Source organism: Actinomadura sp. 1N219, assembly GCF_044326405.1.
Taxonomy (GTDB): Bacteria; Actinomycetota; Actinomycetes; order Streptosporangiales; family Streptosporangiaceae; genus Spirillospora.
The window spans coordinates 120,527-138,933 of sequence record NZ_JBIRAY010000013.1; the positions used below are offsets into that span (position 1 = coordinate 120,527).

Here is an 18,407-nt window from a genome sequence, read left to right on the forward strand (position 1 = left end):
CCGCCAGGAGCACCCCGATGCAGGTTGACCCGCGTGGGCCGCGCTTCGGCGCTTGGGTCACGACAGCGGTTCTCGTCGTGGTGCTGGTGACCGGAAGCTGGGCACTGCTCGCCGCTCAGGCCGTCGTGTTCGCCACAGCGACCTTCCTCGGCCTCCGGTACGCCCCGTACGGACTGCTGTTCAAAGTGCTCATCCGTCCCCGGCTCGCTCCGCCCAGGGAACTGGAGGACGCGGCCCCGCCCCGCTTCGCGCAGGGTGTCGGCCTCGCCTTCGCTCTGGCCGGGACGGCCGGATACGCGGCGGGGATCACCTGGCTCGGAATCGGTGCCACCGCCCTCGCGCTGGCGGCGGCGTTCCTGAACGCGGCGTTCGGGTTCTGCCTCGGGTGCGAGATGTATCTGCTGGTCCGACGTATCACCGCGAAAGTCCGCTCCGAGAGGGAGGTTCCCGCATGAGCCGCTCAGACGTCCTGGTGGACACCGACTGGGTTGAGTCCCACCTGGACGACCCCGGTCTCGTTCTCGTCGAGGTCGACGAGGACGTGTCCGCCTACGACAAGGGCCACATCCGTGGCGCCGTGAAGATCGACTGGAAGACCGAGCTGCAGGACCCGGTCCGCCGCGACTTCGTCGACAAGACCGGGTTCGAGCAGCTGCTGTCCGCGAAGGGCATCGCGAACGACGACCTGGTCATCCTGTACGGCGGCAACAACAACTGGTTCGCCGCGTACGCGTACTGGTACTTCAAGCTGTACGGCCACGACAAGGTCAAGCTGCTCGACGGCGGCCGCAAGAAGTGGGAGCTGGACTCCCGCGAGCTCGTCACCGACGTCCCGTCCCGCCCGAAGACCGACTACACGGCCAAGGAGCAGGACCTGTCGATCCGCGCGTTCCGCGACGAGGTCGTGGACGCGATCGGCGCCAAGAACCTGATCGACGTCCGGTCCCCGGACGAGTTCAGCGGCAAGCTGCTCGCCCCCGCGCACCTGCCGCAGGAGCAGTCGCAGCGGGCCGGGCACGTGCCGACCGCGCGCAGCATCCCGTGGTCGAAGGCGGCCAACGACGACGGCACGTTCCGGTCCGACGACGAGCTCCGCGAGCTGTACAGCGAGGCCGGCGTCGACCTGAACAAGGCCACCATCGCGTACTGCCGGATCGGCGAGCGCTCCTCGCACACCTGGTTCGCGCTCCGCGAGCTGCTGGGCCTGCAGGACGTGAAGAACTACGACGGTTCCTGGACCGAGTACGGCTCGCTCGTCGGCGTCCCGATCGAGCTGGGCGCACCCAAGTAAAACCGGCCGTGTGCACGGAGATGGAGGAGTAATGACCACCACCCAGGGCTGCGCAGCCCCCGAGCAGACGGCGCACCTGCCCGCGACCGTCGACCTGACGCACGAAGCGGTCATCCAGGGCAAGGTCACCCGTGACGGCACCCCGGTGTCCAGCGCCTACGCCCGCCTGCTCGACTCGACCGGCGAGTTCACCGCCGAGGTCGTCACCGGCGACGAGGGCGTGTTCCGGTTCTTCGCCGCCGACGGCGACTGGACGGTGCGCGTCCTGGCCGCCGGCGGCGTCAGCGTCGACAACACCGTGACGGCGAAGATCGGCGAGGTCGCCGGCCTCGAGGTCGCCATCTGACCGGAGACCGTCCGGCCGAGGCGCTCACGCGGGCGCCCACGCGGTGAAACGGCCGCCGGACCCCGTCGTCCCGCCCATCCGGGACGGCGGGGTCCGTCGATTCCACGGCCCCGTCCTGGTCCGCGTGCGCGGCGACGCCCCGGTCCGCGTGCGCGGCGACGCCGCTGATCCTCTACGATCAGCGCGATGCTCGGACTGTCCGCGCGGTCGCCGCTGATACTCCCGTGGGCCACGCTGAAGCTCGCGGGACGGTTCGTCCTGCCCCTCACCCTGTGGTTCACGGTCGGCGAGCTGCTGCGCTACGGCGCCATGTACGGCGGGTACCGGCTCGGCGGGATGAAGGGGACGGCGGCGACGGTCGCGCCGATCGCCACCATCGGCCTGCTGGTGGTCATCACCCTGGCGGTCGCGGTGCTGATGGTGCACAGCGTCCGGGAGGGCCTGGAGGTGGTGCACGCCCGCGAGGCGGACGGCGACCTGACGCCCTGGGCGGTCGGCAACGAGGAGTCGGTCATCGGCGCGATGGGCCGCGCCGCGCTCCCGTTCGTCATCTTCTACCTGGCCTGGGGGCTGCAGGGCGAGGACGCCCGCGAGTTCGCCGACCAGGCCACGAGCCGCGGCTTCCAGGAGGGCGGCCTCCAGGGGCAGATCGACGCCCTCGACATGCTGCTCTCGCTGGAGAAGCACATCGGCCTGGCCATCGGCCTCACCGCCGGGCTGTTCGTGCTGAAGGTCGCGGCGGAGTGGCGGCTGGAGGAGCGGCTGCCCCGCGCCATCGGCGCCCTCGTCGCCTTCCTCGAAGTCAACTTCGCGCTGTTCGGCATCTTCACCATCGACCACCTGCGCAGCAAGGGCGTCGAGTGGTTCAGCGGGCGGGAGGCCTGGGCGTGGGTGACCGACGTCGCCGGACCCGCCCTCGAGCTGTGGCCGCCGTTCAAGGACGCGGTGCTCGGCGCGCTGATCTGGCTGGTGATCGCCGGGGTGATCCTCGGCCTGGACGCCGGCGACGAGCAGGTCGTGCTCGGCCGCGGCCGGGCGGGCAGGCGGCTGGCCGCGGCGGGCGGCGTCGGCCGGGTGAACAGCCCCCGCGAGCTCCTCACCCGCGGCATCCGGGAGATGTGGCTGCCCGCCTGGTACGGGCTGCGGCTCGTCCGCCGGTCGGGAATGATGCCGTTCGCCACGTTCTGCCTTCTGTTCGCGGGCCTGGACGTGGCCGCGGAGGCATCGCGCCGGTTCGTCTACGAGCTGATCGGGCCGCACGAGGTGACGTGGTGGATCCAGGTGATGCCGTTCGTCGGGTTCGCGACGTCGGCCGTCTTCGAGATCCTGCGGGTCTGCCTGCTCGCGGCCGCGTTCAACCTCGTCATGGCGAGGGTCAGCGTTCGAACCGCAGCGAAGGCAGTGGGTCCTCGCCCTTCCGTGACGTCTTCGGTGCCTGGATCACCAGTTCCAGCGAGTCCGCCTTGGCACGGGGCACCGTCCCCTTGACGATGACGCGCATCGCGACGCCCGCTCTAGGAACTCCCGGGCTCGTCGCCATTGCCGACCATTCACGGCCTTCGCCGTCAACGAATCGGTAGACGATTCCGTAGGAGCCGACTGACTTCGCGCTGGCGGCGTCCCTGGGACGGACGGCGACGCCGACGCGGAGGTCGACCACGTCGTTCGAGTCGTTCTTCACAAGGGGCGGGGTCTGCTGGCGTCCGATCTCCTTCCACTGCGCGCCGATCAGCTCGCCGATCTGCCCTGGCTGGACGCTGGTGACCTTCTCCGGCGGCTTCAGGTTCTTCTGGATGCCGTTCGTCTCGTCCACCCATTGCAGGACGAGGAACGCCGGGACGGCGCATATCAGTGCGATCGCCTGGAGAATGCGCCTGTCGAGAGGACGCAGCCGTCCCGGCCGCTCCTCGGGTTCGGGGTCGGGCTCGACCTGGACGATCGGCTGGGGCCTGGTCTCCGCCGCCGTCATGAGCCGCCCGCCTTGATGTCGTAGCGGTCGGGAGCGTTCCGGATCAGCTCGTCCGCCTTGGCGGCGGTGAGGCCGAGGTCGATGTCGGCGGCCGCGGACAGCTGCGGCAGGAGCCCGCCCGTCCCCACGATCAGATGCGCCCCCTCCAGGCGCTTCTTCGGCAGCTCGAACACGAACACCGTCGGCGTCCAGATCATCGGCTGGAACGTCGGCTGCGCACCGCCGGACACGGTGGACGGCCGCGGGTCGTCCTCGAACGTGAACCCGCCGGGCGTCTCCAGCTCCGCCGTCCTCAGCTCCAGGGGCTCGCGGTGGCTCGTCGCCCTGGCCCGGACGACGAGGTAGATCCCGTCCGTGCCGACCGGAGGCGGGTTCCCGAGGCTGAGGCCGGGCGCCAGCGACTTCGCCGCCTCCACCTTCTCGACCCGCACGCTGAAGTCGCGGTTGCGGACCTCCTCGCCGACCGTGCCGCCGCCCCGGATCGGTTCCAGCTCCGCCGCCCGGACGTGCGGCTTCAGCGAATGCATCCACATCGCGCCGGCGAGCAGCACCGTCCCGCCGATGCCCGCACCGCCCTTCAGCAGGACCTTCTGCACGTTCATCGCGGGCTCGCAGTGGGCCTGGGCGTGCTCCGCGGCGCCGGACGTCCGGCTGGCGTCCGCGACACCCGCGGCCGGGGTCTGAGCGTCGGCCGCAGGCCGTTGCCGAAGGACGGCCGCGGCGCCGGGACGACGCTCAGGTCCGCGACGGGGAGGGTGAGGCGGCCGACGAGCGTCTCGTCCTCACGGTCGATCGTCCAGTTGAAGCTACTGTCGGTGAACCCGTGGTCGTACGACCATTTGCGCAGCCCCACGGTCAGCTTCGGCGGCGCGTCCACCGGACCCAGTTTCCACATCGCGGACGCCTCGACCGGCAGTTCAGGCTGTGCCACGCCGGTCTTCGCGCCGCCGGCGACGCCCTCGACCTGCTCGGGCTTCACCCATTTGCCGTCCTTCGTCAGGGCGGCGACGCCGTCCGCCAGCCCGCCCGTGTCGAGCGACTCGGTCTCCTTGCCCTTGTTGACGACCCGCATCCGCACGATGAGGAAGCGCTCCTTCTCGCCGCCGAAGCCGCCGCCCTCCAGCCCGACCCGCGCGTCCCGGACGGTGACGCTGAACAGCCCGAGGTCCAGCGTCTTCCCCGCCTGCTCGGCCGGCTGCTTCGGCGTCTCCTCAAGACCGCCCGTCACCCACAGCACCGGAACGAGGACGGCCACCGCGCTCAACACGCACAGGGGCACCACCCAGCGGCGCTGCCGCCGCTCCTCAGCGGGCTCCACGGGAGGCGGAGGAACCGGTGCGTACGAGTACATCCGCACGATGGTAATGCCCCGCCACGGGCTACGCCTCGGACGGCTCGTCCGGGCCGCGGCGGGACGGCTGGACGTAACCGGGCCGCCACCCGCGCTTCCGGCCGCGCGGGATCAGCATCCCCCCGGCCACGACCAGCACGGCCGCGCCCAGGGCCCCGCCCGCGATGCCGAGGGCCACCTTCTCGGTGGTGGGGTCGGGCCGGTCGGCCATCGCGATCCGCACCGGCGACCCGGCCCCGCCCTGCTGCCCCGGGCCCTGGACGTTCACCGCGGTGATGGCCTCGACCGGGTTGATCATGCCCGCCCCGCTGCCGGCGCCCTTGCTGCCCTCGGCCGTCCCCTCGATCCGCTGCTTGACCTGCGCGGCGGTGAGGTTCGGGTGGGCCTCCAGGATCAGCGCGGCGAGGCCCGCGACGAACGGGGTGGCGAAGCTCGTGCCCTGCTCCGCGACGGCGTAGTTGCCGTCCGGCGACGTGGTCAGGATGTCCTTGCCGGGCGCGATGACGGAGACGGGCGTCTGCTGGTTGGAGAACGTGCTGACCTGACCGTCCTGGCCGACGGCGCCCACCGAGATCACTCCCTTGTAGGCGCTCGGATACATCAGGCCCGGCGGCTTGCCGTTCTTCGGGTCGATGTTCCCGGCCGCCGCCACGACGACGATCCCCTTCGCGAGCGCGTTCTCGACGGACTGCCGCAGCCGCGGGTCGTCGCCCAGCGACTGGGTCGAGACGTTGATGACGTCGGCGCCGAGGCGCACCGCGGCGTCGATGCCCTTGGCGGCCAGGCCGCTGTCGACGTTCTGGGCCTGGGCCGCGAACTTGATCGGGATGATCTTCGCGTCCGGGGCGACGCCGGTGAACGGGGTGACGCCCCGCTTGGCGGCGATGATCCCGGCCACCCAGGTGCCGTGCCCGATGCAGTCCGCGGCGCCGCTCCTCGACACGTCCTCGCCCTTGAGGACCTGCCCGGCCAGCTGCGGGTTCGCCGGGGTCACGCCGCTGTCGACCACCGCGACCTTGACGCCGCGGCCGGTGGCCCGCTCATGCGCCGCGCCGAAGTTGAGGATCTGCTGCGCCCACGGCTGCCCGTTCTGGACGATCTGCTGCGCGGTCATGTTCCCCGCGGGCGGCTGGCAGTTCTGCGGCGCCAGCGGCGCGCGGGGAGCCAGCGGCGCAAGGGGCGCGCCGAGCGCCCGCGGCGCCTTCGGGGCGGCCGGCGGCGCGGCGTGCGCGACCGGCGCGGCGTACAGGGGTGCCAGACATCCGGCCACCACGGCGACCGCCGTCCATCTCATCCCGGAACTCCTTTCGCTATTCACGACTGTAGAGGACGGAAGGAGCGGTATGCCGCGTTCGGCAGCGGTACACCGCGTCCACTCGGCGGACGGATTCGGCTGCCATCGGTAGACGGGATACGGCTGCGCATGATGTCCTATCACGCGGTATCAATGGCGATACGCTCTGCTGTGGCCGGACGGTCCACAGGCGAAGATCCGCGTAGCGGAACGAGGAAGGGCGACGGGCGTGGGGGAAGTCTCGATCAATCCGGCGCGGATCGATCAGCACGGCAAGGAGATCAAGAGCGCGGTCCGTCCCGCCCTCGACAAGGCGCGCAGCACCCTCAACGACAAGGGGACGATCGAGGGCGGCGACTTCAGCATCACCGGGACCCTGGCGTCCATGGCCTACCCGATGGGCCTGCAGTTCGTCTACGAGGACCTGAACACCCACCTCGAGATGCTCGACGGGTTCGCCAAGAACCTGGCCACCACGGCGAAGAACTACGGCGGCGCCGAAACGGCCAGCAAGATCAAGCAAGTCTGAAGTCAAGGGGGACCCCGCCGCGATGACCGCTTTCAATTCTTACGACACCCTCATGGGCACCGCCGACATCGAGGTCGGCATCGCCTCGTTCATCCTCCCCCCGGCCTTCATGATCGGGTTCCAGTTCAAGCTGAGCAAGGGCAACCCGGCCAACCTGGAGAAGGCGAGCCAGGCCTGGGACGAGGCCGCGCAGGCCATCGAGGAGACCAAGACGGTCCTCCAGCAGCGCGTGTCCGCCATCTCGGCCGCGGACTGGACGGCCAAGGACCGTCCGGCCTACGAGCAGAAGGTGCAGGAGTTCGTCGCGCAGCTCGACATCCTGCAGACCTACTGCCAGGCCGTCAGCATCGCGCTGATCTCGTTCGCGTGGGCGCTGATGATCTACGCGATCTTCGCGGTCGCGATGGGAACGTTCCTCGCCGCGCTCGCGGCCGTCGCCGCCGCGGCCCTGGCCGGGATCATCACCGCCGGGATCACCGCGACCTGCGAGGCCATCGCCGCGACCTGCCTGACGGTCACGCTCGTCGCCACCGGCGTCCTCGCGGCGGCCGCGCAGATCGCCGCGATGGTGTTCCAGGGCGGCTCGATGCTCGCCGCGGTCGCCGAGGCGTTCAACGGCAACGACCAGGCCCTCTCCGACTTCATGACCGCGCAGGCCACCGGCTCCGCCACCGCCCTCGCCAACCTCGGCCAGAACGCGATCAACGGCGGCCTCGCCTTCGCCGGCTCCCGTCCGGGCGGCAAGGGCCTGCCGGTCTCCAACGTCGACCTGGACGCCGACCGCAACGCCAACCACACGTGGAACGTCGGCGGCGGCGCGACCTACAAGACCCCGGGCGGGACGGAGATCACCGGCGGCGGCCACGTCAAGTACGGCGACCACGGCTTCGCCGGCGGCGACCTGTCCGGCGGCGTCAAGACCCCGGTCGGCGTCGGCGCTGACGGCAGCGTCGAGTACACCGACGAGGACGGCATCGGGCAGGGCAACGACGGCAGCGTCAAGTACGGCGGCAACGTCAGCTACACCACCCCCGGCGGCGTGCCCTCGGGCGGCCAGGGCAGCCCGGAGATCCCGCTCCCGACCGGCGGCGTCAAGGTCGGCGTCGAGGGCGAGCACGACTTCGAGACCGGCGAGGGCAAGGTCACCGGCACCGGCAGCGGCCAGTACAACGGCGGCGACGTCGTCAAGGGCTCCGGGACGGTCAATTACGACGGCAAGGGCGGCACCCACACGTCCGGCACGGTGGACACGCCAGGGGGCACCACCAAGTACGGCGACGAGACCCCGCCGTGGGACAAGTAAACCGTTCCACCGAGCCTCTCCGAGCCTCTCCGTGCCGCTGGACGCAGGCGGTATAGCGGAAAGGCGAGCCCTCTGAGCCCTATTCACCGGAGAGCCACTACGGCCTGACCTGTGTGCCCTAGTATGTCCGGAAGCCTGATCAGACGACCCGCGACGCAGCCCGATTGGAGAGGCAGAGTTGGCTCCCGATAAGTCCGCCGACCCCCAACGGATCGCCCTGCACGGCAAGGACATCACCGACCGTGTCGTCCCGCGGCTCACGAACGCCGGAAACGCGCTCAACAGCGACGGCACGTTCAACCTCGAAGGCGGCGATTTCAGCATCACGTGCACGGCCGCGTCCACCGCCTATCCGATCGCGGTGCAGTTCGGCTTCGAGGACATCAAATTGCTGATCGACACCGCCCAGGGCTTCGCGAAGAAGATCGACGCGTCGGCGAAGAATTACGCCAAGGCCGAGGAATCCAACACGTTGGCCTGAACCTCTCTCCGTAACCCCCTAGCAGAGCGACGTAACGAGGAGCAGGCGACATGGCACCACAGAACGGCGGCGGCCCAGGCGGCACGGGTGGCGGCGGGACCGGTGGCGGTGGCACGGGCGGCGGTGGAACCGGTGGCGGCGGCACGGGCGGTGGCGGCACCGGTGGCGGCGGGAACTCGTCGACCGTCGGTACTCAGGGACGCGGCAAGGCCGCGACTGCCGGCGGCGCCGCAGCGGGCGGTGCGGCGGTAGCGGCACTGACGGGCGGTTCGGCCACGGCCGTCGCCGAAACGCTGATGGACATCGCGATTCCCATGGTCAGCGCCGCGGTCATCCTGCCGCCCGCGCTCATGATCTCGTTCGAGTTCCGGCTGTCCAAGGGCAAGCCGCAGAACCTCGAAAAGGCGGCGGCCCAATGGGGCAAGGCCGCCCAGGAGCTGGAGCAGTCGGCGAACGACCTGCGGAGCCTGGTGCAGGGCATTCCCGACCAGGCCTGGAACATGGACGACCGCAAGGGCTACGAGGGCAAGGTCGAGGAGTTCTGCCTCCAGGTCGACGCCCTGCACAACTACTGCATGGCCGTCTCGATCGCCCTCACCGTCCTGGCGTACGCGCTCCTCGCCTACGCGATCTTCGCCATCGGGATGGCCGTCTACATCGACGTCCTCCTCGTCCTGGCGGTGGCGGCGCTGGCGAGCATCGTCGGCGCCCCGTCCTACGGCGCCATCGTCGCCGCGGCCGGCACGGGCCTGACCATCACCCACGTCGCGACCGGCATCCTCGCCGCCGCCGGTTCGATGGCGGGCATGGCGATGTTCGGCGGCGCCGGGCTCACCACCGCCTACCAGGCGGGCCACGGCAACGAGGGCGCCGGCGGGGCGTTCAAGGAGGCCCTGGTGAACGGGTCCGCCGGCGCCGCGGCCAACCTGGTGCAGAACGCCGCCAACGCCGGCCTCTCCTGGGTCAACCGGTCCGACGGCAGCACGGTCAACGGCGGCCTGCCGGGCGGCAAGTCCGCGGGCAGCAAGGGCTCCCCGATCAGCGAGGTCGACCTGGACGCCGACCGCAACATCAACGAGACCTGGACCTACGGCGGCGGCGTCAAGGTCAACACCCCCGCGGGCGAGACCGAGCTCGCCGGCAACGTCAAGAAGAACGAGCAGGGCTGGGCCGGCGGCGAGGTCGGCGTCAACCACAAGTACACCGACCCCAGCGGCACCGTCAACGGCACCGCGGGCGGCAAGGTCACCTGGGACGAGAACGAGAACGTCGGCGGCGGTTTCAAGGCCGGCGGCGGTCACACCCCCTCGGGCAGCAAGGCCGAATACGAAGGCAACTGGGACGGCAAGGGCGATTACTCCGACAAGTACAACGTGAACACCCCCGCCTTCAACCGTGAGGGGACCGTCGCCGGAAAGCCGAAGGACGAGACGCCCCCCTGGGACAAGTGATGACCGCCGGGCTGTTCACCGCCGCCTCGCTACGCCTGAACTCGTCGAACCTGTACGAGATCCAGGACGCCGAGTCTGGAATCGTCCAGGCCAATCTCGTCGAGGTGGCACGAGTCCGCGCACCGAGAAGCAATTTCCTCAGCGCCGACCGCATCCAGACACCCCGCCTCACACTGGCCGTCAACGCCCCCGACGGCACGACGCTCCTGTACTTCGACCGTGCCGAGCACCTCAACCTCAGCCCCGTCGCACCGCAGACGGCGTTCGTAGCCACTGACGGCAGGATTCTGGCCAGAGTGGAATTCGACAGCCACTCGGCTTTCCACGGCGGCGGACGCACCCTGGGAAGCACCGAGCAAGGCAACACCCTCACACCCGCCGCCCGCCTGCTCGACGCGAACAACCAACCTCTGGGCGACCTGGTCTACGAGCAGCCCCCGGATCTGAGCCGTCCGACATTGCCGGACGGCTTCGACGCCCGAGCCATTCGCTGGACGGCCCCTGACGGCACCGTCCTCGCCCAACGCCGCGACGCGGTCCTCTACCTCGACAATCGCGTCACCGGAGTCTGGCGCCCCATAATCATCTGCTCCTTCCTAGCGGTCGCCTTCGAATTCCACCTCCCGTTCTTGGACCGCCCAGTCTCCGAAACGGCACCGGAGCTCTACCCCGGCTACGCAGGCCTCCACTCCGCCTACGACGAGTTCCAGCGGAACTTCATGGACCAGTACAGGCCCCCCGTCCGCACACCGCTGGGCCGAGGCATCCAACGAGACCAGCTCGAACACCTCTTCAAGATCTTCGGCCCGATCGCCGGCGTAATCATCATCATCGCCCTGATCTTCAAATACGTCGTCTGAGCCTGCGACGATTGGGTCGATCCGTTACCGCGAGTCTGCTGACTCAAATAGGACCGCCGTGACCTGCCCGCGAGTTGCCCACTGAACAACGGCAACAGTGTCCAGCGCGCCTCCCGCCAATCGACGCCACTGGGCGAACTGTCGGACTTGGCCGTAAGGTGCGAACACCACCGACACTCATTACCGTCAGTGGTTTCGAGGCTGAGGTGTGCCCTATCATTCATGACTGGTCAACCCCGCACTAGTTGCTTTCACCTTGACCGGGAGAGTGGATGGGCAAGAAGGACGCCGACCCATGGCGTATCCAAAAGCACGGGGAAGACATAGCCAATATCGTCGTTCCACTGATAGACCGGGCCGGAACGACGCTCTCGCAGGACGGTGCCTACAACCTTGAAGGTGGCGACTTCAGCATCGTCTGCTTCACCGCATCCGCCGCCTACCCCATGGCCGTGCAGTTCGCGTTCGAAGACCTGAAGGCACAGAAAAAGGTCGCCGAGTCCTACGCGCAACGTATCGGGAAGACGGCTGACAACTACGCCAAGGCCGATCAGCAAAGCAATATCGGTCGCTGACGCCGGGGTTTACGAGCGGATCGGAGAGCGTAATATGACGACCCCTGGTACCGGAGGAACGAGCGGCGTCCCACGGGGCAAGGCCCTGGCGGGCGGAGGCGCCGCAGCGGGCGGCGCGGGCGCGGCGGCGGCCGCCGGCGCGTTCATCCCGGGCAACTCCGTGACAGGCGCGGCCGAGGGCCTGATGAACGGCGCGTTCACCATGGCCGCGTCGGCCGGCGTCCTGCCACCCGCCCTTATGATCGCCTTCCAGTTCAAGCTGGCGACGGCGAAACCCCAGAACCTGGAAAAGGCCGCAGGGTACTGGGAGAGTGCCGCGAAGGACCTTGAGAACGGGTCACGGCAACTGAAGGAAATGGTCGACGGCATCCCGCAGACCGCCTGGAACATGGACGACCGGGCTGAATACGAGCGGACGGTCGACGAGTACTGCCTCCAACTCGACTACCTGCACAACTACTGCATGGCCGTCCACTACGCGCTCATCGCCCTCGCTTGGGCGCTTTTCGCTTACGCGATATTCGCCATCGGGGTGGCGGCCTTCCTCGTGGCCCTGATCGTGGCGGTGGGAGCCAGTCTCGGGACGATGTACACCGCGTGCGTCTCCCTGGCGCAGACGGCGCTCAGCATCACGTACGTGGTGACCGGCATCCTCGGCATGGCCGGCCACGCCTGCGCGGCCGTACTCGCCGGCGGCACCGTGGTGACCGCGAAGTACCAGGCGGACCACGGCAACGGCGAGGCCTGGAACGCGCTCAAGAAGGCCGCCGTGACCGGCTCGGCGGGAGCCGCGGCGAACCTCCTGCAAAGCGCCGCCAACACCGGCCTCGCCTATCTGAACCGCTCGAACGGCGACGTGTTCAAGATCCCTAACACGGACGGAAAGAAGACGTCCGGGACACGCGGGTTCCCACTCCAGGAAATCGACCTGGACGCCGACCGTAAGTACGATACGACCTGGAATATCGGCGGTGGCGCCAAGGTAAAGATCCCCGGTCAGTATGGGCCGGAGGCAGAAGTTTCCGGCCACCGTCAGTATGGTCCGGAAGGCTATGCGGGCAGCGATTTCGAACTCAAGGGAAAGCAGCCGGGGCCTGGCATCGACCTCACGGGCGGTGTCAAGAGGGAGTGGGACGAGAACGGCAACGCCAAGACGACGTACGGGGTAGGCGCCGAGCAGCCGCACAGCGGAGCCAAAGCTGGTTACGAAAAGACCGTCGAGCCTGACGGGAAGACGCAGGACAAGGCTTCATGGGTCACACCCTGGGGAAGCCAGGACAAGAATTTCGAACCGCCCTGGTAGTGACTCCGTAAGGTGGTCGGGAGCGCCGATGCATAAATTGCTCAGTGCAACGAGCATAAAGTTCACCAGCCTGGGACGCCGACAGTACCAGAGTCGATTGGGGAGTGTTGATGCATCGGCTGCTCAGTACGCCGAGGTTGAAGTTCAAGGGCCTGGGACGTCGTCAGTACCAGTACTTCGATACCGACGACAATGTCCTGGCATCTGTAAGGCAGATCGAAGGGGAGCGACCTCGCGGTAAGTTGGGGCGCTTGCTCGCCAATGAACGCGACTACTCTCGTACGGTGCTTCAGGCGCTTTCGCCCGACGGAGCCCCCGTCTTCATCATCGAAAGGCCAGACGAAGGTCAGGAACAGTCGATAGCGCCGATCGTGTACACCTCGGACGGGAGCCGTGCCGGACGGGTCGACGCCGACCCACTCGTTGACGGCAGAGGAATAGACAAATCGCGAATCCTGCAGTTCAGGTGGGAGTTGCGGGACGTCCACGACGCGGTTCAGTGTAGAGCGGAGCAGCGGGCCTCCAAGATGGCGTTGCGCATCAAGCAGGAGGCGTTGAGTAAGAAGGTCGACTTCACCGATGCGAGCGGGAGCCGGATCGCCCTGTTCGACGGGAAGTGGCTGGACGTGAACCATCAGCTCCCCGACGTCCTCCAGCTACTCGTCGTCGCGTCCCCCATCGCGTTCGACCTGCTCGACGGCGCCTGACGTCGGCGCTTCCGCCGCTACCGCAGGGTTCGGAGCGGCGGATTCCTGAGCCGATGCCTGTGGGCCCGCCCTGACGGACGGGCCCACAGGGCGGGACGGTCAGCGGGGGCCGGGGGAGTTGGGGCCCTTGTAGTTGTCCATGGCTTCCTTGGCGCGTTGCTGCTGGACGCCCAGTTCGTGGGCGAGGGTGCGCATCTGGCCGGCGAAGCCGTTGGCGATCTTGTCGAGGGATGCGAGGGCCTTGGCGGGGTCCATGCCCTGGCCGTCGTCCTTGGCCGGGAACAGGTCGGCCCCGGCCTCCTTCACCTTGGTCTGGAAGTCCTGCGCGGCGGCGTTGACCGCGGTGCGGATCTCCTCGCTCAGTTCGGCGGACGACAGCCGCAGCGCGCGGGGGTCGAGGTCCAGCTTGGTCAGACCGCCCTCCGACTTGAACTCGGCGACGATCCGGCCCTCGGCGGCCTCGCCGCGGCCGACCGCGGCCTGGATGGTCTCCTGCATCTTGGAAAAGTCGCCGACCTGCTGCTGCATATCGCGCTGGAAGCGCTCGAAGTCGGGTCCGAGGCTGAACTCGGCCATCGAATCCTCCTATTCCTGGTGTGCGGTCTGGATGAGGCGGGTGCCGTGGCGGCGGTTGATGAAATAGCCGCGGCCGACCGGCAGTGCGTGGCCCTTGACGTTGCCGAGCACGATTCCCTCGTCCTTGTTACCGGACATCAGAAGGCCGGGTGACCCCATTTCCTTGATGCGTTGCAGGACCGGGTCGTACATGGCGCGTCCGGACCCTCCGAACGCGCGGGACACGATGACGTGCAGGCCGATGTCGCGGGCCTGCGGGAGCAGTTCGGCGAGCTGTGCGACCGGGTTGTTGGACGTGGCCACCAGGTCGTAGTCGTCGATGATCAGATAGAGGTCCGCTCCGCTCCACCAGGACCGGTCCCGCAGCTGCTCGGGCGTGAGGTCGGCGGGTGGGAGCCGTGCCTGGAGCGCGCCGACGATGTCCTTCACCAGGCCCTGCGCGGCGGCCGAGGACGCGGCGTAGCCGATCCGGTGCTCGGTGTCGGCCGCGTCCAGCAGCGCCCGCCGGTAGTCGATGAAGATCATCCGCGCCTGGTCGGGCGTGTACCGCTCGATGATCCCGCTGGTGATCATGCGCATCAGGTTCGACTTGCCGCACTCGGTGTCGCCGATCACGAGGAAGTGCGACTCGGCCTGGAAGTCCAGGAACACCGGCGACAGCGTGTCCTCGTCGATGCCGATCGGGATCCGCGAACCGCTCTCCTGGGCGCTCGGCATCGAGGAGACCGGAAGCACGGCCGGCAGCATCCGGACCTTGGGCGCGCCGGGGCCCTCCCAGTTGCCGGCGATGGCGGCGACCAGCTTCTTGACGCCGTCGGCGAGCGTGGCGTCGTCGGTTTCGCCGTCGAGGCGCGGCAGCGCCGTCAGGCAGTGGTGGCCCTCGCGGGTCAGGCCGCGGCCCGGCTTGCCCTCCGGGACGTTCCCCGCCAGCTTCCGGTCGATCTCCGACTCGTACGGGTCGCCGAGCTTCAACTCCAGCTTCGTACCGAAGAGGTCCCGGACGTTCATCCGGAACTCCGACCACTTGTTGACGGTCGCGATCACGTGGATGCCGTAGCCGAGACCGCGGGCCACCAGGTCCGTGATGACGGGTTCGAGGTTCTCGAAGTCCTGGCGGAGGGTCATCCAGCCGTCCACGAGGAGGAACACGTCGCCGTAGCCGTCGCCGGTGATCTCGCCGGACGCGCGCATCCGCCGGTACGTCGGCATCGAGTCGATGCCGCGCTCGGCGAACTCGCGTTCCCGCTGCTCCAGCAGCGCGGTGACCTCCGCGACCGTGCGGCGGACGCGGTCGCCGTCCAGGCGGTTGGCGATGCCGCCGACATGCGGCATGTCCGCCATCGCCGCGAGCGTCCCGCCGCCGAAGTCGAGGCCGTAGAACTGCACCTGCTGGGGCGTGTGCGTTATCGCGAGCGACGCGATCAGCGTCCGCAGCATCGTGGACTTGCCGGTCTGCGGCGACCCGGCGATGCCCGCGTTGCCCGCCGCGCTGGACAGGTCGACGTACATCGGGTCGCGGCGCTGCTCGAACGGCTTGTCGACGATGCCGACGATCGCGTGCAGCCGGTTCCGCCAGGCCTCGTGCTGCGTCGTGAGGCCGAGGCCCGGGACGACGGCGAGGGACGGGAACAGCTCGTCCAGCGTGGGCGGCGCGTCCAGCGGCGGGAGCCAGATCGCGTGCGCAGGCGGGCCGTGGTTCTCCAGCTGCCCGACCACCACGTCGAACAGCGAGGCCTGCGTCTCCTCCTCGGCCCCCTGCTGTTGCTGCTGGTTCTCGATGACGTGCGGACGGATGTAGTCCGGAATGTACGGGACGATCTGCCGGATGACCTGCGGGCCGCCCTGGTCCTTCGGCTGCAGGTCCTCGGAGGCGGGACCGGACACGTACGCGGCCCGGAACCGGGTCATCGACTCGGTGCCGAACTTCATGTAGCCGTGGCCCGGGGCGGACGGCAGCTCGTAGGCGTCCGGGACGCCGAGCACGACGCGCGACTCCTGCGCGGAGAACGTCCGGAGACCGATCCGGTACGACAGGTGCGTGTCGAGGCCGCGGAGCTTGCCCTCCTCCAGGCGCTGCGACGCCAGCAGGATGTGGACGCCGAGCGACCGCCCCAGCCGTCCGATCATGACGAACAGGTCGGCGAACTCGGGCTTGGCCGACAGGAGCTCGGAGAACTCGTCCAGCACCAGGAACAGCGTCGGCATCGGCTTCAGGTCGGCGCCCTGCTCGCGCGCCTTCTCGTAGTCGCGCAGCGAGGCGTAGTTGCCCTGGGCGCGCAGGTACTCCTGGCGCCGCACCATCTCGCCGTGCAGCGCGTCGTACATGCGGTCGACCAGGGGGAGCTCGTCCTCGAGGTTCGTGATGATCGCGGAGACGTGCCGGAGGTTCTCCATCCCCAGGAACGTCGCGCCGCCCTTGAAGTCGACGAGGACGAAGTTGAGCACCTCGGACGAGTGCGTCAGCGCGAGCCCGAGCACCAGCGTCCGCAGCGCCTCGGACTTACCGGAGCCGGTGGCGCCGATGCACAGGCCGTGCGGGCCCATGCCGCCCTGCGCGGACTCCTTGATGTCCAGGTGGACGGGCCGTCCCTCGGTGTCGACGCCGATCGGGACCCGCAGCCGGTTGCGCGGCGCCCGCGGCCGCCACGTCTCGCGCGGGTCGACGCGGAACGGGTTCTCGATGCCGAGCAGCGAGGTGACCGTGGTGGCGCCGGAGAGGGCGTCCTCCATCGGGCCGGTGGACGCGCTGGCCCGCAGCGGGGCGAGCTGGCGGGCCAGCGACTCGGCCTGCTGGAGGGTGATCGAGTCGGGCTTGCCGATGCGGGTGGCGACGTCCTTGCCGGTGCGGTCCTTCTTGAGCTGGGAGACGGCCTGCTTGGTGATGCCGAGCCGCAGCATGGTCGCTTCGGGCGTCGGCGCGACCGAGCCGGTCAGGTCGATGATGCAGACGCCCTCGACGCCGTCGGCGGCCAGCTGGGAGTCGTAGGACGCCTGCCCGCCGTCCATGATCACGATGTGGTAGGGGAGGTCGTCCTGCGACAGGCCCGGCTGGAACCGGGGACGGTCCTTGACGTCCTGCCCGAACATGGCCTCAAGCGTCGTCATGCTCTCCGCCATGAGGCGGACCGGCCCCGCCGCGTCGTGCTCGGTGGGGTGCAGGTTGTGCGGGAGCCACTTGATCCACTGCCACCACGGCATCCGCTCCCGCGACGCGCACACCGTGATGCGCACGTCGTCGGGGGAGTGGAACGTGGCGATCTGCACGATCAGCGCGCGGATCATCCCGTACACGGCCTCGGGATCACCGGACGGGATGATCCTGGAGAACGACCGCAGCGACAGCGAGATCGGCAGGTTCGGGACGTTCGCGTGCGTCCGCACGAACCGGCGCAGCGCGCCCGCCGTCATGGGCTCGAGGTCCTCGATCGGCTTCGTCTCCGGCGCGATCAGCTGCACCGCGAGCTTCTGCGCGCCGCTGGCCAGCCGCACCTGGATGAAGTCGTCGTCGGCCGGACGCCGCTCCCACAACCGGGCGCTCATGGCCAGCGACCACAGCGAACCCGGGTCGGGGCTCGCCCACTCCAGCGCCTCGCGCTGCTGCTTCGCCGCCCTGCGGACCTTCTTGCGGACCTGCCCCAGGTAGCGCAGGTAGTCGCGGCGCTCGTTGTTGAGCTTGACCTTGCGCTCGCCGCTGCCGCGGCCGACCTGGCCGAGCATCATGCCGAACATGGAGACGGCGAACATGCCGCCCGCCACGTACTGCAGGGTGCCGCCGCCCCGGCCCGCCATCATGAAGACCATGGCGCCGGAACCCGCCAGCATCGGCAGGTAGGTCAGCACCGCCTGCATGCCCTGGGGGATCAGCTCCGGTAGTTCCGGCGGTGATTCGAGCAGGATTTCCCCCCGCGGCATTGGCGGGGGGTCGCGCCGCTCCCTGCGCCGGACGATGTCCGTGCTCACGCTAGTCGTCCTTTCCATCGCACACTGTCCTGAGCAGCGCGCGGGGTGCGCCGCCGGTCTCCCGGTTTCCTGCTGCTTGCCGTATCACGATCATGTGGTCGTGCGATTACTTGAACGATATGAATCGTAGAGGCATCAGATGTGGCATGCGAGTCACATCGAACGCATCAGTGACCGGTCCGGTACACGCCGGACCCATCCAGACATTAGGGTTGGCGCCGTTCACACCACCACCGTCCACGTCATGATGAAGCACGAAGATCCCCCGGCGACCGAGGTGACCCGCATGGCACCATGCAGGTGCTTCGCCCCCCGTCCGAACCGCGGACACCGTCCGAGCGCCGGACACCGCCCGATTGCCGGACACCGCCTGAGAGCCGGGCACCGCCCGGCCCCCGGGCACCGCCCGAC

The 18,407-nt window shown here is 69.0% G+C and carries 18 protein-coding genes; 12 read left to right on the plus strand and 6 right to left on the minus strand.

Annotated features, from left to right (window positions below; genetic code table 11):
• Window positions 1-17: 17 nt before the first annotated feature.
• The 4 genes from ACH35V_RS33000 to ACH35V_RS33015 all read left to right on the plus strand — a co-directional run bounded on the left by ACH35V_RS33000 (window position 18) and on the right by ACH35V_RS33015 (window position 3,125).
• Window positions 18-455 (plus strand): DUF4395 domain-containing protein, encoded by a 438-nt coding sequence (locus ACH35V_RS33000; protein WP_395978515.1) that lies wholly within the window; start codon window positions 18-20, stop codon window positions 453-455.
• Window positions 452-1,291, plus strand: coding sequence for a sulfurtransferase (locus ACH35V_RS33005; RefSeq protein ID WP_395978517.1), 840 nt, complete (start codon window positions 452-454; stop codon window positions 1,289-1,291). The genes ACH35V_RS33000 and ACH35V_RS33005 overlap by 4 nt, the downstream gene beginning before the upstream one ends.
• 31 nt (window positions 1,292-1,322) lie before the next feature.
• Entirely contained in the window at window positions 1,323-1,637 is a 315-nt protein-coding gene (locus ACH35V_RS33010) for a DUF1416 domain-containing protein (protein WP_395978519.1), read from the plus strand.
• Window positions 1,638-1,823: 186 nt separating this feature from the next.
• Window positions 1,824-3,125, plus strand: a complete 1,302-nt coding sequence (locus ACH35V_RS33015; protein ID WP_395978521.1) for a hypothetical protein — start codon at window positions 1,824-1,826, stop codon at window positions 3,123-3,125.
• On the opposite strand, the gene ACH35V_RS33020 is transcribed toward ACH35V_RS33015, so the two are convergent.
• From ACH35V_RS33020 to ACH35V_RS33035, 4 genes are read right to left on the minus strand one after another with little or no spacing between them, the layout of a single operon-like run.
• On the minus strand, window positions 3,013-3,606 hold the full coding sequence (locus ACH35V_RS33020) for a hypothetical protein (RefSeq protein ID WP_395978523.1): 594 nt from the start codon (window positions 3,604-3,606) through the stop codon (window positions 3,013-3,015). The two genes, ACH35V_RS33015 and ACH35V_RS33020, sit on opposite strands and share 113 nt — an antisense overlap.
• Window positions 3,603-4,208, minus strand: a complete 606-nt coding sequence (locus tag ACH35V_RS33025; RefSeq protein ID WP_395978525.1) for a hypothetical protein — start codon at window positions 4,206-4,208, stop codon at window positions 3,603-3,605. The genes ACH35V_RS33020 and ACH35V_RS33025 overlap by 4 nt, the downstream gene beginning before the upstream one ends.
• Entirely contained in the window at window positions 4,205-4,957 is a 753-nt protein-coding gene (locus ACH35V_RS33030; protein ID WP_395978527.1) for a hypothetical protein, read from the minus strand. The genes ACH35V_RS33025 and ACH35V_RS33030 overlap by 4 nt, the downstream gene beginning before the upstream one ends.
• 28 nt (window positions 4,958-4,985) lie before the next feature.
• Entirely contained in the window at window positions 4,986-6,251 is a 1,266-nt protein-coding gene (locus tag ACH35V_RS33035) for a S8 family peptidase (protein ID WP_395978529.1), read from the minus strand.
• A gap of 229 nt (window positions 6,252-6,480) precedes the next feature.
• Between ACH35V_RS33035 and ACH35V_RS33040 the strand changes: the two genes are divergently transcribed.
• The 8 genes from ACH35V_RS33040 (at window position 6,481) to ACH35V_RS33075 (ending at window position 13,460) form a co-directional block, all read left to right on the plus strand.
• The gene (locus ACH35V_RS33040) at window positions 6,481-6,780 is read left to right on the plus strand and encodes a hypothetical protein (protein ID WP_395978531.1); all 300 of its coding nucleotides are present in this window, start codon (window positions 6,481-6,483) and stop codon (window positions 6,778-6,780) included.
• A gap of 22 nt (window positions 6,781-6,802) precedes the next feature.
• Window positions 6,803-8,083 carry a hypothetical protein gene (locus ACH35V_RS33045; RefSeq protein WP_395978533.1) on the plus strand — a complete coding sequence of 427 codons (1,281 nt, stop codon included), beginning with the start codon at window positions 6,803-6,805 and terminating at the stop codon, window positions 8,081-8,083.
• 178 nt (window positions 8,084-8,261) lie between these two features.
• Window positions 8,262-8,564: a hypothetical protein gene (locus ACH35V_RS33050; protein WP_395978535.1), complete on the plus strand. Its 303-nt coding sequence runs from the start codon at window positions 8,262-8,264 to the stop codon at window positions 8,562-8,564.
• Window positions 8,565-8,614: 50 nt separating this feature from the next.
• Complete coding sequence (locus tag ACH35V_RS33055; RefSeq protein WP_395978537.1) at window positions 8,615-10,015, plus strand: hypothetical protein; 1,401 nt, start codon at window positions 8,615-8,617, stop codon at window positions 10,013-10,015.
• Window positions 10,015-10,875 (plus strand): hypothetical protein, encoded by an 861-nt coding sequence (locus tag ACH35V_RS33060; protein ID WP_395978539.1) that lies wholly within the window; start codon window positions 10,015-10,017, stop codon window positions 10,873-10,875. Before ACH35V_RS33055 ends, ACH35V_RS33060 begins: the two co-directional genes overlap by 1 nt.
• Before the next feature lie 272 nt (window positions 10,876-11,147).
• Entirely contained in the window at window positions 11,148-11,450 is a 303-nt protein-coding gene (locus ACH35V_RS33065) for a hypothetical protein (protein ID WP_395978541.1), read from the plus strand.
• 34 nt (window positions 11,451-11,484) lie between these two features.
• Window positions 11,485-12,753 carry a hypothetical protein gene (locus tag ACH35V_RS33070; protein ID WP_395978543.1) on the plus strand — a complete coding sequence of 423 codons (1,269 nt, stop codon included), beginning with the start codon at window positions 11,485-11,487 and terminating at the stop codon, window positions 12,751-12,753.
• 110 nt (window positions 12,754-12,863) lie between these two features.
• Window positions 12,864-13,460: a hypothetical protein gene (locus tag ACH35V_RS33075; RefSeq protein ID WP_395978545.1), complete on the plus strand. Its 597-nt coding sequence runs from the start codon at window positions 12,864-12,866 to the stop codon at window positions 13,458-13,460.
• Between the two features lie 99 nt (window positions 13,461-13,559).
• Here ACH35V_RS33075 and ACH35V_RS33080 read toward each other — a convergent pair whose 3' ends face one another.
• The gene (locus tag ACH35V_RS33080) at window positions 13,560-14,036 is read right to left on the minus strand and encodes a YbaB/EbfC family nucleoid-associated protein (protein ID WP_395978547.1); all 477 of its coding nucleotides are present in this window, start codon (window positions 14,034-14,036) and stop codon (window positions 13,560-13,562) included.
• A 9-nt stretch (window positions 14,037-14,045) separates the two neighbouring features.
• Window positions 14,046-17,996 carry a type VII secretion protein EccCa gene (eccCa, locus tag ACH35V_RS33085; RefSeq protein WP_395978549.1) on the minus strand — a complete coding sequence of 1,317 codons (3,951 nt, stop codon included), beginning with the start codon at window positions 17,994-17,996 and terminating at the stop codon, window positions 14,046-14,048.
• Window positions 17,997-18,407 lie beyond the last annotated feature (411 nt).